The 15,483-nt window shown below is 66.3% G+C and carries 16 protein-coding genes; 7 read left to right on the plus strand and 9 right to left on the minus strand.

The window, feature by feature from the left end; genetic code table 11:
• Window positions 1–127 precede the first annotated feature (127 nt).
• From parE to VNQ78_RS19515, 7 genes are all read right to left on the minus strand, one after another.
• Window positions 128–2,098, minus strand: coding sequence for a DNA topoisomerase IV subunit B (gene parE, locus VNQ78_RS19485; protein ID WP_325693012.1), 1,971 nt, complete (start codon window positions 2,096–2,098; stop codon window positions 128–130).
• A gap of 118 nt (window positions 2,099–2,216) precedes the next feature.
• The gene (locus VNQ78_RS19490; RefSeq protein ID WP_325693014.1) at window positions 2,217–2,876 is read right to left on the minus strand and encodes a glutathione S-transferase family protein; all 660 of its coding nucleotides are present in this window, start codon (window positions 2,874–2,876) and stop codon (window positions 2,217–2,219) included.
• 27 nt (window positions 2,877–2,903) lie between these two features.
• Window positions 2,904–4,076: a dipeptidase gene (locus VNQ78_RS19495; RefSeq protein ID WP_325693017.1), complete on the minus strand. Its 1,173-nt coding sequence runs from the start codon at window positions 4,074–4,076 to the stop codon at window positions 2,904–2,906.
• A gap of 50 nt (window positions 4,077–4,126) precedes the next feature.
• Entirely contained in the window at window positions 4,127–4,612 is a 486-nt protein-coding gene (locus tag VNQ78_RS19500; RefSeq protein WP_325693020.1) for a GNAT family protein, read from the minus strand.
• Window positions 4,609–6,474 carry a M3 family oligoendopeptidase gene (locus VNQ78_RS19505; protein WP_325693023.1) on the minus strand — a complete coding sequence of 622 codons (1,866 nt, stop codon included), beginning with the start codon at window positions 6,472–6,474 and terminating at the stop codon, window positions 4,609–4,611. The genes VNQ78_RS19500 and VNQ78_RS19505 overlap by 4 nt, the downstream gene beginning before the upstream one ends.
• A gap of 74 nt (window positions 6,475–6,548) precedes the next feature.
• Complete coding sequence (locus VNQ78_RS19510) at window positions 6,549–7,502, minus strand: alpha/beta hydrolase (RefSeq protein WP_325693026.1); 954 nt, start codon at window positions 7,500–7,502, stop codon at window positions 6,549–6,551.
• A 15-nt stretch (window positions 7,503–7,517) separates the two neighbouring features.
• Complete coding sequence (locus tag VNQ78_RS19515) at window positions 7,518–7,802, minus strand: SCP2 sterol-binding domain-containing protein (RefSeq protein WP_325693029.1); 285 nt, start codon at window positions 7,800–7,802, stop codon at window positions 7,518–7,520.
• 59 nt (window positions 7,803–7,861) lie between these two features.
• Between VNQ78_RS19515 and VNQ78_RS19520 the strand changes: the two genes are divergently transcribed.
• The 5 genes from VNQ78_RS19520 (at window position 7,862) to VNQ78_RS19540 (ending at window position 13,186) form a co-directional block, all read left to right on the plus strand.
• Window positions 7,862–8,581: a tetratricopeptide repeat protein gene (locus VNQ78_RS19520; RefSeq protein WP_325693056.1), complete on the plus strand. Its 720-nt coding sequence runs from the start codon at window positions 7,862–7,864 to the stop codon at window positions 8,579–8,581.
• Window position 8,582: 1 nt separating this feature from the next.
• Entirely contained in the window at window positions 8,583–11,549 is a 2,967-nt protein-coding gene (locus VNQ78_RS19525; protein ID WP_325693032.1) for a helicase-related protein, read from the plus strand.
• On the plus strand, window positions 11,546–11,824 hold the full coding sequence (locus VNQ78_RS19530; RefSeq protein ID WP_325693035.1) for an RNA-binding S4 domain-containing protein: 279 nt from the start codon (window positions 11,546–11,548) through the stop codon (window positions 11,822–11,824). The genes VNQ78_RS19525 and VNQ78_RS19530 overlap by 4 nt, the downstream gene beginning before the upstream one ends.
• A gap of 164 nt (window positions 11,825–11,988) precedes the next feature.
• Window positions 11,989–12,327, plus strand: coding sequence for a ferredoxin FdxA (fdxA, locus tag VNQ78_RS19535; RefSeq protein WP_325693038.1), 339 nt, complete (start codon window positions 11,989–11,991; stop codon window positions 12,325–12,327).
• A 349-nt stretch (window positions 12,328–12,676) separates the two neighbouring features.
• Window positions 12,677–13,186, plus strand: a complete 510-nt coding sequence (locus VNQ78_RS19540) for a CarD family transcriptional regulator (protein ID WP_325693041.1) — start codon at window positions 12,677–12,679, stop codon at window positions 13,184–13,186.
• A gap of 123 nt (window positions 13,187–13,309) precedes the next feature.
• On the opposite strand, the gene VNQ78_RS19545 is transcribed toward VNQ78_RS19540, so the two are convergent.
• A complete protein-coding gene (locus VNQ78_RS19545; RefSeq protein ID WP_325693044.1) occupies window positions 13,310–13,633 on the minus strand; it encodes an FYDLN acid domain-containing protein in 324 nt (107 codons plus the stop codon).
• A gap of 143 nt (window positions 13,634–13,776) precedes the next feature.
• Here VNQ78_RS19545 and VNQ78_RS19550 point away from each other — a divergent pair, with 143 nt between their 5' ends.
• Together VNQ78_RS19550 and VNQ78_RS19555 are read left to right on the plus strand one after the other, a co-directional pair.
• On the plus strand, window positions 13,777–14,469 hold the full coding sequence (locus VNQ78_RS19550; RefSeq protein ID WP_414694116.1) for a M48 family metallopeptidase: 693 nt from the start codon (window positions 13,777–13,779) through the stop codon (window positions 14,467–14,469).
• Between the two features lie 39 nt (window positions 14,470–14,508).
• Complete coding sequence (locus VNQ78_RS19555; protein WP_325693050.1) at window positions 14,509–15,159, plus strand: GntR family transcriptional regulator; 651 nt, start codon at window positions 14,509–14,511, stop codon at window positions 15,157–15,159.
• A 23-nt stretch (window positions 15,160–15,182) separates the two neighbouring features.
• Here VNQ78_RS19555 and VNQ78_RS19560 read toward each other — a convergent pair.
• A partial coding sequence (locus tag VNQ78_RS19560) for an ACT domain-containing protein (RefSeq protein ID WP_325693053.1) occupies window positions 15,183–15,483 on the minus strand: 301 nt, incomplete at its 5' end.

Raw genomic sequence — 15,483 nt, forward strand, 5'->3', positions numbered from 1 at the left:
TCGCCGGTGCGGGTTCTATCAACGCCGCTGGGAAGCGACGCGACACGGATCAACGCTGGCATTCCACGCGCATCCAGCGCGGTAATGCTCAAAAAAGGAAGCCGCCGGAGGCCCGGGCCACCCCCCCTCAAACGTCCAAATTCTCCGTATCCGCAAACTGCGCATTCTCCTGGATGAACTGAAACCGCAGCTCGGGTTTCTTGCCCATCAGGCGCTCGACCAGATCGCCGGTTTCGCCGCCCTCGTCCTCGTCGATCGAGACCCGGATCAGCTTGCGCGTCTTGGGGTTCATCGTCGTGTCCTTCAGATCCTTGGCGTCCATCTCGCCCAGACCCTTGAAGCGCTGCACGTCGATCTTGCCGCGACCGCCAAGGCCCTTGGCGAGCATCGCCTCCTTCTCGGCGTCGTCGGCGACATAGACGCGATGCGCGCCTTGCGTCAGGCGATAGAGCGGCGGGCAGGCGAGGTAGAGGTGGCCCTTGTCGATCAGCGGCCGCATCTGGGTGAAGAAGAAGGTCATCAGCAGCGAGGCGATATGCGCGCCGTCGACATCGGCATCGGTCATGATGATGATCTTGTCGTAGCGCAGATCCTCGACATTGAACTTCGACCCCATGCTGACGCCAAGCGCCTGGCAGAGGTCGTTGATCTCCTGGTTCGAACCCAGCTTCGAGGAGGCCGCGCCCAGCACGTTCAGGATCTTGCCGCGCAGGGGCAGCAGGGCCTGGGTCTGGCGTTCGCGCGCCATCTTGGCGCTGCCGCCTGCCGAATCGCCCTCGACGATGAAAAGCTCGGTCCCCTCGCGATTGGTGGCCGAGCAGTCGACCAGCTTGCCGGGCAGGCGCAGCTTCTTGGTCGCGGATTTCCGGGCGGTTTCCTTTTCCTGCTTGCGGCGCAGCCGCTCCTCGGCCCTCAGGATCAGGAAATCGAGGATCGCGCCCGCCGATTTCGTATCGGCCGCCAACCAGTTGTCGAAATGGTCGCGCACCGCGCCCTCGACCAGGCGCGCGGCCTCGGTCGTGGCGAGGCGGTCCTTGGTCTGGCCGACGAATTCCGGCTCGCGGATGAAACAGGAAACCAGCGCGCAGCCGCCGGTCAGCAGATCCTCGCGCGTGATGTTCGCGGCCTTCTTGTTGTTGATCAGCTCGCCATAGCCGCGGATGCCCTTGAGGATCGCGGACCAGAACCCGGCCTCATGCGTGCCGCCCTCGGGCGTGGGGACCGTGTTGCAATAGGACTGGATGAAGCCGTCGCGGGCAGGGGTCCAGTTGATCGCCCAGTCGACCTTGCCGGGGACGCTGAACTTTTCCTTGAAATCGACGCTGCCCGCGAAGGGGCGGTCGGCATAGGTCGAGGATTTGCCCAGCGTCTCGGTCAGATAGTCGGCAAGGCCGCCGGGGAAATGGAAGGTCGCCTCGAGCGGGGTCTCGCCATCCTCGACCTCGGATTTCCAGCGGATCTCGACGCCCGAGAACAGATAGGCCTTGGATTTCACCATCTTGATCAGCCGCGCGGGCTTGAAGCGGTGATGGCCGAAGATCTGCTCGTCAGCATGGAAGGTGACGGTGGTGCCGCGCCGGTTCGGGGCGGCGCCGATCTTTTCGACCGGACCCTGCGGGATCCCGCGCGAAAAGCGCTGCTCGAACAGTTCGCGGTTCCGCGCGACCTGGACGATCATGCTGTCCGAGAGCGCGTTCACGACCGAGGCGCCGACGCCGTGCAACCCGCCCGAGGTCTGATAGGCATCGCCCGAGAACTTGCCCCCCGCGTGCAGCGTGCAGAGGATCACTTCCAGCGCGGATTTGCCGGGGAATTTCGGATGCGGGTCGATCGGGATGCCGCGGCCATTGTCGCGGATCACGACCGAATAATCGGCGAGCAGCTCGACCTCGATCCGGCTGGCATGACCTGCCACGGCCTCGTCCATCGAGTTGTCGAGGATCTCGGCGACGAGGTGGTGCAGCGCGCGCTCATCCGTGCCGCCGATATACATGCCGGGGCGCTTGCGGACCGGCTCCAGCCCTTCGAGCACCTCGATGGACGAGGCCGAATAGCTCTCGGTTGCCTTGTCCGACACCGGAAAAAGATCGTCTGCCATCTTGTCTGCTCGTCTTGTTCTGCTGGGCTGGGTTTATCTCATGCCGTGGCCGGTCGGGGCAAGGGGAAGCGGAGGGCGAAACGAAAACCGCAACCGATAGTGTCCCTGCGGCCCGGTCTCACTCGGGCTCGGCCAGGCGGTCGCGCCACATCTGCTGGAAGCCGGGCCGGGACTGGCAGTCCTGAAGCCAGGTGGTGATCGCGGGGAAATCGGACATGAGCGGCCCGTAGCCCTGAGCATAGCGCAGGATCTCGGCCACGTTGATATCGGCCACGGTGAAGCGGCCGCCGACGATATGGCCGTTCCGGGCAAGATGGTCCTCGATCACGGCAAGGGGGCGGACCAGCCGTTCAGCGGCGTTGGCGATGGCCGCCTGATCGGCGCCCGACTGCGCCTGACCCGCGCGGTGAAGATAGAGGATCGTCAGCGCATCCTGCTCGACCGAGGTGGCGGCATAGAAGCTCCATTGCATCATCAGCGCGTCCTCGGTCGCGTCGATGGGGCCGAGGGGCTCGCCGTGCTTCCGCGCCAGATAGAGGGTGCAGGCGAGGGACTCGGACAAAAGCAGCGCGCCGTCGCGCATGACCGGGATGGCTCCCGCGGGCGAGAGGCGCAGGAAGCTTTCCGAATGGGTGTTCAGCGGCGCATCGGGCGCATCGGGATCGGGCAGGCGATAGGCCTGAATCACCGGCACCTGCTCGAAGGGCAGGCCGAGTTCGTGGCAGAGCCAGACGATGCGCGAGGCGCGGGAACGGGTCACACCGTAGATGGTCAGCATGGTCTCCTCCGGTTTGTTGGGCAGGTGTCAGAGTGTTTCGGACAGATAGCGGATCATGTTGTCGCCCATGACCTTGGCGATCTGTTCATCGCTCAACCCGGCATCCATCAATGCCTGCGTCAGGACGGCGAGGTCCGAGACATCGAAGGGCGCATCGACCGAGCCGTCGTAATCCGACCCGAGCGAGACGTGATCCTCGCCCACCAGCGCAATCGCGGCCTTGATCGAACCGGCAATGTCGGCGGGGGTGTTGCCGCAGACCACATCGGCCCAGAAGCCGATCCCGATCACCCCGCCCTTGGCGGCGACGGCCTTGACCAGATCGTCGGGCAGGTTGCGGGGGCTGGGGCAATGGCTCGCAATGCCGGTATGCGAGATGATGGGCCGCGTGCCCGGCATGTCCAGAACGTCGCGGACCATCTGGGGGCTGGCATGGGCAAGATCGATGATCATGCGCCGCTCCTGCATCTCGCGCACGACCTCATGCCCGAAATCGCTGAGGCCGGAATCCGGGCCGCCCTCGCCATGCAGGCTGCCGCCCAGTTCATTGTCGAAGAAATGCGTGAGGCCGATCAGGCGGAAGCCCGCACCGTAAAGCACGCGCAGATTGTCGATATTTCCTTCGAGGGGATGGCCCCCCTCGGATCCGAGCAGGATGCCCACGGTCCGTGCCCCGTTTCGCCGGGCCTCCAGCAGGTATTGCAGATCGTCTTCTGAACGGATCACCATTACTTCTTCCGGCGCGCGTTCGGCCGCGCGGGCCAGTGCGGCGGCCTGTGCAAGCGCGCGCTCCTTGAGGCTGAACCAGCTCGGGACGGGCCGGAGCTGACCGATGAAAAGCGGCGTGATATTGTCCGGCGCTTCGGCAGTGTTGTGCTGGTAGTTCTGGCCGCGCGGGCTTTTCGTGACGGTGGTATAGACCTGCACGGCGACATTGCCTTCGGCGAGGCGCGGAATGTCGGTATGGCCGCGATCGACGCGCCGCAGGATATTGCGGTCCCAGAGCAGCGCGTCGGAATGCCAGTCGCCGATCACCAGACTGTCATGGAGCGCCTGCGCCTGCGGCGAGACCGGCCAGCCCTCGGCCGGGCCGGTCACGGGGTTCAGGCGGCGCTCCATGAAGGCCGGACCCCAGATCGCGACCACGGCCGCCGCCACTAGGATCAAGGCCAGCAGGCCGAAAAACATGCGCCGGATCATGGCGTTCCCTTCCACTTCGATTTTGCGGCAGGATAGGCGAGAGGATCCGGCTAGGCGACCGCGAATTTCCGCAGGTTCAATCTGAGGATGTGCTGGGCGCTGACATTCCCACCGTGATAAAGCTCGCCGTCATCGACGAACCCGCCTGCCAGATAGATCGCGCGGGCGGCCGGGTTCACGGTATTGACCGTGAGGATACAGATGCCCGCCTTGGGGTAGCGCCGGGTCAGGTAGGGCCCCAGCGCCAGCATCGCGGCCTTTCCGGTGCCGCGCCCCTGCTGGTCCCGGTCGATCATCATGCCGCGCAGCCCGATCTCTCCCGGTTGGGCAAATTCGTAGCGCGACGGATAGTCCCTGTCGATCTTGAAGAAGCCGACCGGCTCGCCGTCGCGGGCCACGATGTTGAAATCGCAGCCCGGTTCGTCCATGGCGAAATGCGTCGCGATCGAGCCGCAGAATGGCTCCTGCTCGGGCGCGACGCGAATATGGGAGACGCGGTCGAACTCGTGCCGGGCCAGCGGCTCGAGGGTGATCATGCCTCCATCGCCTCAAGCTCGTCGATGAAGCCCTCGATCATCGCGAGGCCGCGATCCCAGAAGGCCGGGTCCGAGGCGTCGAGGCCGAAGGGCGCCAGCAACTCCTTGTGATGCTTGGAGCCGCCCGCGGCGAGCAGGTCGAAATATTTCGACTGGAAGTCCGGCAGCCCGGCCTCGTAGGTGGCATAAAGCGCGTTCACCAGCCCGTCGCCGAAGGCATAGGCGTAGACGTAGAAGGGCGAGTGCACGAAATGCGGCACATAGGTCCAGAACGTCTCATAGCCCGGCATGAACTCGAACGCATCGCCCAGGCTTTCCGCCTGCACCGACATCCAGAGCGCGTTGATGTCCTCGGGCGTCAACTCGCCCTCGGCGCGCGCGGCGTGCAGCTTGCATTCGAAGTCGTAGAAGGCGATCTGGCGCACGACCGTGTTGATCATGTCCTCGACCTTGCCGGCCAGCAGCGCCTTGCGCTCGGCCGGGTCGGTGGCCTTCGCTAGCAGCGCGCGGAAGGTCAGCATCTCGCCAAAGACCGAAGCCGTCTCGGCCAGCGTCAGGGGCGTCGAGGCCAGCAGCTCGCCCTGCGCGCTGGCGAGGCGCTGGTGGACGCCGTGGCCCAGTTCATGCGCCAGCGTCATCACGTCGCGTGGCTTGCCGAGATAGTTCAGCAGCACATAGGGATGCACCGTCGTCACGGTCGGATGCGCGAAGGCGCCCGGCGCCTTGCCGGGCTTCACGCGCGCGTCGATCCAGCCCTTGTCGAAGAAAGGCTCGGCCAGTTCGGCGAGCTTCGGCGAGAAGCCGGCATAGGCGTCAAGGACGGTCGCCCGCGCTTCGGGCCAGTCGACCAGACGTGGCGTCTCGGTCGGGAGCGGCGCGTTCCGGTCCCAGACCTGCAGCTTGTCGAGGCCGAGCCATTTGGCCTTCAGCCGGTAATAGCGATGGGACAGGCGGGGATAGGCGGCGGTCACCGCGTTCCGCAAAGCCTCGACCACTTCAGGTTCGACATGGTTCGACAGGTGCCGCCCGGTCTGCGGGGTGGGCATCTTGCGCCACTTGTCCTCGATCGCCTTTTCCTTGGCGAGCGTGTTGTGGACGCGGGCAAACAGCTTGATATTTTTGCGAAAGACCTTGGCCAGCGCATGGGCGCCCGCCTCGCGCGTGGCGCGGTCGTGGTCGGTCAGGAGGTTCAGCGTCGCCTCGATCCCCAGATCCTCGCCATTCACGTCGAAGGTCAGGCCGGCGGTGGTCTCGTCGAAAAGGCGGTTCCAGGCGGCGGCGCCGACGACCGAATTGTCGTGCAGGAAGCGCTCAAGCTCGTCCGAAAGCTGGTAGGGGCGCATGGCGCGCATCCGGTCGAAGACGGGCTTGTAGCGGACGGGGCCGCCCTCGGCCGCAAAGACCTCCTCATAGCGTTCGTCGTTGATGCGGTTGAACTCCAGCCCGAAGAAGACAAGCTTCGTCGTATGCTCGGTGATCTGGTCCTGAAGGTCGCCCAACAGCTTCGCGCGCGCCCCGTCGGTGGTGTTCTGGTAATAGCGCAGCCCGGCATAGGACATGATCCGGCCGGTCAGAATGTCGATCCGCTGATAGCGTTCGATGCATTCCAGCATCTTCGGCCCGTCGAGCGAGGCGAGGCGGCCTTCATAGTCGCGAGCGAACTGGCCGCATTCGACGCGGACCGCCTCGAGGTCGGCGGCAAGCTCCGGCGCGTCGGGCGCGGAATAGAGATCGGTCAGATCCCAGTCGGGCAGGGTGCCGAGATCGACACTGGCGGCGGAAGCGGGCAGCGCGTTCTCGTCGCGGGGCGGGATGCGGCCGAGCAGGGGGGAAGGGAAGCGAATCGCGGCGGAGATCGTCATGGTCGGTCCTTTCGATTGCTTTCAGAATTGGCTGCTCTGGCGGCGGGCTTCAACCCGTCCGGCGCGGGAAAGCGTCAGGCGCGGCGCCCTGCCGCATCGAAATGGTCGAGTATCGCCCGCAGGAAGGGGGTGCGGATGCTGTCCCGCTCCATCAGCGGTTCGTGCCTTGCGCCGGGCAGGACCATCAGCCTTGCGCCGGGCCAGGCGGCGATGCGCGCCCTTATGGCATCGGGGGAGACCACGGCCTCGTCGCTGCCCAGCCCGATCAGGGCCGGCAGTTCGGGCGAGGGCAGGCGCGAGAGGCGGACGCATTCCGCCAGCGCCTCGCCCAGCCAGCGATAGGTGACGCCGCCGATCGAAAGCTCGGGCCAGGCGGCGGCCTCGGCCACGAGGCGCGCCCAATTGGGGCCGTCGCTGGTCAGCAGGTTCCGCTCGAAGGGGGTCTTCAGGACAAGCGGCTCATAGCCACCCGATCCGAGGGCGCAACGCTCGTCCCAATGCAGGCGCCGGGCGGCAGCGGTGATCACGACGGCGAGGAGGCGGAGGGGATGGCGCAGGTGCAGCCCGAACATCGGGGCCGAGAAAGCGACACTCGCGACCGGAAGCCCGTCCTGCAAGGCCGCAAATCCGACGGCGCCACCCATCGAATGCGCCAGAAGATGCCAGGGCCGGGGCAGATCCAGTTCCCCCGCCGCGACTAGAAGCTCGACCACGTCGCGCTGGTAATCCGCGAAGCTGCCGACATGGCCGGGCCGGTAATCGGCGATCAGCCGGTCCGACAACCCCTGTCCGCGCCAGTCGAGGGAGAGGATTTCGAACCCTGCCGCGCCCAGTTCGCGGGCGAGGCGGTCATATTTCTCGATATATTCGGTCCTGCCGGGAAACAGCAGGACCGCGCCATGAGAAGCGCCCGAAGTCGCCGGCCAATGCGCGGCCCGCAGCCGCACCCCGTCTTCGGCCCGCATCCAGAAGGCGCGGGCCAGAGGTTCGGGGTCGCCGTCGAGGGTCCGAAAGGGCGCGGGCTCCAAGGCGACTGCCGCGGGTCAGCCGAGCAGGGCGCCCAGCTTCATCGCGGTGCCCATCGCGCCGTCGACCTTCAGCTTGCCGGTCATGAAGGCCATGGTGGGGTTCACGTCGCCCGACAGCAGCCCCTCGAAGGTCTCGCGGCTGGCGGTCAGGGTCACATCGGCCTCGTCATCGGCGGCGCGGGCGCCGTCGGCGTCGATATAGACCGAACCCTCGCCCTCGATCACGAATTTGGCGGTGCCGTCGAAGCCCTTGGCTTTCGGGCTCAGCGCGGCGACGGCCGCATCGACCACTTTACTCATCTGGAATTCTCCCCTGTCTGTGTCTGGAAATGGGTTGGGCGGAAAGTTACATAGTGGATATGCGTTGGCTAGGGCCCCTTTTCCATATTGCCGTCGCGGCAGGGCTTTGCCTTTCGCCGCTGGCCGCAGGACAGGCGCTTGCGCAGACCGCGCCGATGCCCGCCCAGCCGCTTCCCGATGGCGGGGACGCGCCGTCGCAGGACATGCCGCCCGATCCCGATTCTCCCGACGCAGCCGAGCCGGAGACCGGCCTTGCCCCGGCCGAGCCGGAGGAGCCGACGGCCGAGGCGCGCCTTCAGCAGCGCGAGGACCTCGATCTGCTTTTCACCGAGCTTGCCGTGCCCGGCGACGAGGCCTGGCAACGGGTCGAAAGCGACATCCTGCGGATCTGGTCGCGCTCCGGCTCGGCCGCGATGGACCTGCTTTACAAGCGGGGCGAGGCGGCGCTCGATGCCGGGGACACCGCGACCGCGATCGACCACCTGACGGCGCTGACCGACCATGCCCCCGACTTCGCTGCGGGCTGGTATCTGCGTGGGGTGGCTTTTTATCTGCATGGCAGCACCGGCCCGGCGATTGCCGACATGGCCCGGGTGCTGACCCTTGAGCCGCGGCATTTCGCGGCGCTGACACAGCTTGGCGCCATGTTCGAGGAATTGGGGGATGACGCCCGCGCGCTCAGCGCGTATCGCGCCAGCCTGAAGATCCACCCGCATCAAGAGGATGCGGCGGACGCCGTGAAGCGTCTGGAAGACAAGACGAAGGGCACGGACGCCTGACATGCAGGACAGATCACGGGTCACGGCCGTCCTCGGCCCGACCAATACTGGCAAGACACATTACGCAATCGATCGGATGCTGGCGCATCGCACCGGGGTCATCGGTCTGCCGCTGCGGCTGCTTGCGCGCGAGGTCTATGACCGCATCGTGAAGGCGCGCGGCCCCTCGGTCGTGGCGCTGGTCACGGGCGAGGAGCGGATCGTCCCCGACCGCGTGCAATATTGGGTCGCGACCACCGAGGCCATGCCCGAGGTCGGGGCCGATTTCGTCGCCATCGACGAGATCCAGCTTTGCGCCGACCCCGAGCGCGGGCACGTCTTTACCGACCGGTTGCTGAACATGCGCGGCCAGCACGAAACCATGCTGCTTGGCAGCGACACCATGCGCCCGGCCATCGCGGCGCTGGTGCCAAATGTGCAGTTCATGCGGCGCGAGCGGTTCTCGACCCTGACATGGGCGGGATCGAAAAAGATCAGCCGGATGCCGCCGCGCTCCGCCATCGTCTGCTTCTCGGCCGATGAGGTCTATGCCACGGCCGAGCTGATCCGCCGCCAGAAGGGCGGCTGCGCCGTTGTCATGGGCGCGCTGTCGCCCCGGACGCGCAATGCGCAGGTCGCGATGTATCAGCAGGGCGAGGTCGATTTCCTTGTCGCGACCGATGCGATCGGCATGGGCCTCAATCTCGACATCCGGCATGTCGCCTTCTCGGGGACCGAGAAATTCGATGGCCGTCGCTATCGCCCGCTGTTCCCGCATGAGCTTGGTCAGATCGCCGGGCGCGCCGGGCGGCATACCGAGCCGGGCACCTTCGGCGTCACCGGCGATGCCGGAACGCTGGACGAGGGGCTGATCGACGCCATCGAGAACCACCGATTCGCCCCGATCCAGCGCCTCATGTGGCGCAATGCCGCGCTGAGCTTCGGCACGATCGAGCGGCTGACCCAGAGCCTCGAGACCTCGCCCGAGTCGGAATGGCTGTCGCGCGGCCGCGAGGCGGACGATCTGCGCGCGCTGAAGGCGCTGGCCTCGATGCCCGAGATCCGCGACCGGGTGACGCATCCGAAGGACATCCGCCTGCTCTGGGATGTTTGCCGCATTCCCGACTTCCGGGGCATCTCGCCGGCCGAACATTCGACCCTGCTTGCCCGTATTCTCGGCTTCCTGCAGGAGGGCACGGTGCCGAGCGACTGGCTTTCGAAACAGATCGAGCGTATCGACAAGGTTCAGGGCGACATCGACGCATTGTCGAAACGACTGGCATATATCCGAACCTGGACCTATGTCGCACAGCGTAGCGGCTGGGTCTCGGACGAAATCCATTGGCGCGCCGAGACACGCGCTGTAGAAGATCGCTTGTCGGATGCGCTGCATGCCGCATTGACGCAAAGATTCGTGGACCGGCGCACATCAGTGCTCTTGCGCCGGCTCAAGCAGAAGGAGAGCCTTTTGGCCGAGGTGAACGACAAGGGCGAAGTGGCGGTTGAGGGCGAATTCGCCGGCCGTCTGGAAGGCTTCCGCTTCCGCGCCGATCCGAGTGCGACCGGGGACGAGGCGCGGATGCTGACCCGCGCCGCCTATGAGGCCTTGCGCCCCGAATTCCATCTTCGGGCCGACAGGTTCTACAACGCTCCCGATACCGAGCTGGACTTTACCGAGCAGGGCGGCCTCATGTGGGGCAGCTCGGCGGTGGGCAAGCTGGTCAAGGGGTCCGAGGCATTGAAGCCCGGCGTCGAGCCCTTCGTGGACGAAGAGGCCGGCCCCGAGATCGTCGAGAAGGTGCGCCGCCGTCTGCAGCATTTCATCGACCGCAAGGTCGCGACCGCCTTCGAGCCGCTGCTGACGCTGAAGAATGACGAGACGCTGACCGGGCTTGCCCGCGGCTTCGCCTTCCGTCTGGTCGAGGCCATGGGCGTGATCCCGCGCGAGGGTGTCGCGAACGAGGTCAAGGAACTGGATCAGGATGCGCGCGGCCTGCTGCGCAAGCATGGCGTCCGCTTCGGCCAGTTCACCATCTTCCAGCCCGCGTTGCTGAAACCCGCGCCGACGCGCCTGCGTCTGGTGCTCTGGGGTCTCGATCAGGGGCTGGGCGAGTTTCCTGAAAGCCCGCCGCCGGGTCTGGTGACGATCCCGAACCTGCCGGACGTGCCCAAGGGCTATTACACGCTGTCGGGCTATCACCCGGCTGGCGATCGCGCGATCCGCATCGACATGCTCGAGCGGCTGGCCGACATGCTGCGCACGCAGGACAGCCGCGCCGGTTTCGAGGCGAGCCCGGACATGCTGTCGATCACCGGCATGACGCTCGAGCAGTTCTCGGGCCTGATGCAGGGTCTGGGCTATCGCGCCGAGAAGGGCGAGCGTCCCAAGGCCCGGGCCGAGGCCGCTCCGGTGCCGACCGTGGACCCCGAGGCATTGGAAAGCGAGAACCCGCTGACCGAGGAGGAAAGCGTCCTCGCCGCCGAGACCCGCGCCAAGTGGGAGGCCGAGCAGGCCGCCCGCAAGGCCGAGGAGGTCGTGGCAGAAGGCGAGGAAGGGGCCGAGACCGCCGAAGCAGCAGCGCCCGCCGAGACCGAGGTTTTCTATACCTTCACCTGGGCGCCTCGTCCGCGCGGCAACCGCCGTCCCGAACGCAATGGCGAGCGTGGGGGCGAGCGTCCGGCCGGGACCGGCCATCAGGGCCGGGCGCAGGGCGAACGCGGCCCGCGCCGGGATCGCGAAGCCAATGCGGGCGGAGAGGCCCCGCAGGGCAAGCCGCGCGAGAACCGTTTCGAGGGCAAGCGCCGCGACGAGAACCGGGGCGAGCGTCAGGATCGCGGTCCGAAGGGCAAGTTCCGGCATGACGGGACCAAGGGCAAGCCGCGCCACGAAGGCCCCAAAAGCTTCGAGGCGCGCCCGCCCAAGGCCGACAAGAAGATCGACCCGGATAATCCCTTCGCCATTCTCGCCTCGCTCAAGAACAAGTCGTGAGCGAGGGCGGGATTGCAGCCGGAATCCGTCTGGATCGCTGGCTGCATCACGCGAGGCTGTTCAAGACCCGCACCCTGGCCGCCGATGCGATCGGCCAGGGTGGCATACGCCTGAACGGCAATCCCTGCGCCAAGCCTGCCCAGACCGTCCGGGGTGGCGACACCGTCACCGTCTCGGCCCATGGGCGGGTCCGGGTGCTGCGGGTGCTGATGCTGGGCGAGCGCCGCGGCCCGGCCAGCGAGGCGGCCGGCCTCTACGAGGAAGTCGACGCCTGAGGGGCGGGGTTCGGCGAACCCGTTTCCTTTCTGCGCCCCTTCCGCGAAACGTCCGTCCTGCCCATCCGGCCAGCCCGCAACGACCGTCTTTTCGGGATCCCCGGCCTTGAATGATCCGCGCCGCAGGCGTAACTAGCCGTCGAGAAACAGGATAGCTTGCCGCCATGACCTACGTCGTCACCGATAACTGCATCATGTGCAAATACACCGACTGCGTCGAGGTTTGCCCGGTCGACTGTTTCTACGAGGGCGAGAACACGCTGGTCATTCACCCGGACGAATGCATCGATTGCGGCGTCTGTGAGCCGGAATGCCCCGCCGACGCGATCCGCCCGGATACCGAGCCGGACATGGACCAATGGGTCGAGTTCAACCGGAAATACTCGGAACTCTGGCCTGTGATCACGCGCAAGAAAGAGCCGATGCCCGGCTATGCCGAGATGGATGGCCAGACCGGAAAGCTGGAAAAATACTTCTCGCCGGAGCCGGGCGAGGGAGATTGAACTTCTCGTGACCTTGCGTCAGTCCGTGCCCGGACTGGCGATTCGACAGGTCGGGACGCCCTGACGACACCAGCAGTCTGCCGGAAATACCGCCAGATTCCCGGGCGATACCCATATCTGTAAAGACAGGCGGCCCCGCACGCGGTCGTCTTTGATTTCGGCCGGAATTTATGATATGTACATGACATAACCGCCGAGCCGGTCGTGTCAACGGCCTGTTTGGGGATGCTGCCTGCCCAACCGACTGCCCCGGCTGGGCTGCATATTCAACACTGGTTGCCCAGAGGGTCGGGATCCGCCCGCCCTTGGGGTTTTTTGCGCCGTGGACGGGCGCTGTGAAGGAAGCTCTATGTCGAAAAGCAAGAAGACCGAATTCCGCCCCGATGATTTCGTGGTGTATCCGACCCATGGCGTGGGCCGGATTGTCTCGATCGAAGAGCAGGAGGTTGCGGGTCTGCGCCTCGAGATGTTCGTCATCTCCTTCGAGAAGGACAAGATGACCCTGCGCGTCCCCACCGCACGCGCGAGCGAGATCGGAATGCGCGGACTTTCGACCCCCGACCTGGTGGAGCAGGCGCTTGCCACGCTGAAGGGCAAGGCCCGCGTGAAGCGCGCCATGTGGTCGCGCCGGGCACAGGAATACGAACAGAAGATCAACTCGGGCGACCTGATGTCGATTGCCGAGGTCGTGCGCGACCTGCATCGTAATGACGACCAGCGCGAGCAATCCTATTCCGAGCGTCAGCTTTACGAAGCCGCGCTTGACCGCCTGACCCGCGAAGTCGCCGCCGTCAGCGGCATCGACGAGGCCGGGGCCCAGAAAAAGGTCGACGCGGTCCTGATCTCCCGCGCGGCCTGAGCGCCGGTCCATGACGTTGCAGGGCGCCCTGGGGGCGCCCTTTTTCATGCGCGGGCGGCAGTCAAAACCCCCGGTCAGACCTGCTGCCGGGGGCTCGAAGTTCGCCTGTGACGGAGGAGGGGATTAGTCCTCGTCCGAATCCGGCACATCGGCGATGTCGTCCAGCGACACGTCGCCGTCGTCATCGTCGTCATCCAGCAGATCGTCGTCGAGATCGCCGGTATCGGCGTCATCGTCCAGATCCTCGTCATCGACGATATCGGCCCGGTCATCGCCACGGGTCGAGGCCTTCTCCGAGATCAGCGAGCGCGAGCGGCCGTTGGTCAGGCTTTCCAGCGAGAAAACGTTGCCGCAAGCCGGGCAGGTCATCGGGTCGTTCGTCAGGTCGTAAAAGCGGGTCGCACAGTGGGGGCACAGGCGCTTCGTGCCCCATTCCTCTTTGGGCATGGTAATCTCTTTCCGCCGCAGTTAGGTAAATCCGCTGTCCCCTGCCACAGGAGTCGCAGGCTGTCAAAGCCTTTTCCCCTTGCGGGCGGGCACCGGTCAAGGCGCAATAGGTAAAGGCGGGCAGCGGCGGGTTCAAGAGGACGATGGTGCAGGACGACAGGTTCCTTGTGGATGGCGACATTCCGGTTCTGCTGCGGCGCTCGTCGCGGGCAAGGCGGATGACATTGCGCGTCACGCGGGCCGAGGGGCAGGTGGTCCTGACCCTGCCATTGCGCGCAAGCCTGACCGAGGGGCGCGCCTTCGCGGAATCGCGCGCCGGCTGGCTGCGTCAGGTGCGCGCCAAGATGCCCCCGCCCAGCATCGTCGGCCATGGTGCGCTGCTTCCGGTCGAGGGGTTCGGGCTGACCGTCACCCCGGCGCCGGTCCGCGCGGTTCGGGTCGAGGGTGGGCAATTGCTGGTGCCGCATGGCCGCCCGGCCGGCGTGGTGGTCGCGGCCTATCTCAAGCATCTCGCCCATGCCCGGCTGGTTCCGGCCTGCGACCGTCATGCGGCGCGGCTCGGGCGGAAGTTCCGCGCGATCTCGCTCCGCGATACGCGTTCGCGCTGGGGCAGTTGCACCCATGACGGGCGGCTGATGTTTTCATGGCGGCTGGCCATGGCGCCGCAGGCGGTGCTGGACTATGTGGCGGCACATGAAGTCGCCCATCTCGCCCATATGGATCATTCGGACGAGTTCTGGGCCACCACGGCGCATCTGGTTCCCGACTATCGCCACCACCGCAATTGGCTCAAGCAGAACGGCCATGACCTGATGGCGTGGCGTTTCCGCGACTGAGCGGTTGACGCCGCCCGCGTTTGTGATCACAGATGTGGCATGAGCAAGCCTCCCCTCCGCCCGACCGAGATTTCCGCCCATGAGCGGGTGTATCGCAGCCTTCGCGGTCGCATCATGCTGGGAGAGCTTCCGCCCGGCCTGTCGCTGACCCTGCGTGGCCTTGCGGCCGAGCATCGCGTCTCGATGACCCCCGCGCGCGAGGCGGTGCGGCGTCTGGTCGCCGAGGGCGCGCTGACGCTCTCCTCCTCGGGCCGGATCTCGACGCCGGAACTGTCGGTCGAGCGGATCGAGGAACTCGCCGCGCTGCGCGCCCTGATCGAGCCGGAACTGGCAACGCGCGCCCTGCCGCGTGCCCATCTGGCGCTGATCGACCGGCTCGCGCTGATCAATGCCGCGATCGGCGAGGCGGCCGAGGCGCATGACGCCGTGGGCTATATCCGCACCAACCTCGAGTTTCACCGCACGCTCTACCTGCGCGCGCAGGCCCCGGCGATGCTCGCGATCCTCGAGACGGTGTGGCTGCAACTTGGTCCGACGATGCGGGCGCTCTATGGCCGGGTGAAGCGGCACGAGCCGCCGCGCCACCACCGCCTCATCCTCGCCTCGCTGCGGGCGGGGGATGAGCCGGGGTTGCGGCTGGCGGTGCGCGCCGACGTGACGCATGGCCTGCGCCACCTCTCGCAGAGCTAGGGCGTCCGGGGACGCCCTTCGCGTCAGACCTCCTCGATCCGAAGCTCGACCGGCTCGCCCGAGATGACGCCGGTGCGGGGCAGGGCTTCGATCGCATGGTCGATGGCATCGGGCGTGGTCTTGTGGGTGACGATCAGGACCGGAGCGATGCCGGCCGTGTCGACATGGCCGTATTGCCGCATCCGGTCGATTGAGATGCCGCTGTCGCCCAGAACCGTCGCGACCTTCGCCAAAGCGCCCGGCTTGTCGGCCAGTTGCAGGCGGATGTAATAGGCGGCGGGAACCGCGGTCCGCGCGGGGATCGGTGTCGCGAGCCGGCTTGCG

Source organism: Paracoccus sp. (in: a-proteobacteria) (assembly GCF_035556475.1).
Taxonomy (GTDB): domain Bacteria; phylum Pseudomonadota; class Alphaproteobacteria; order Rhodobacterales; family Rhodobacteraceae; genus Paracoccus.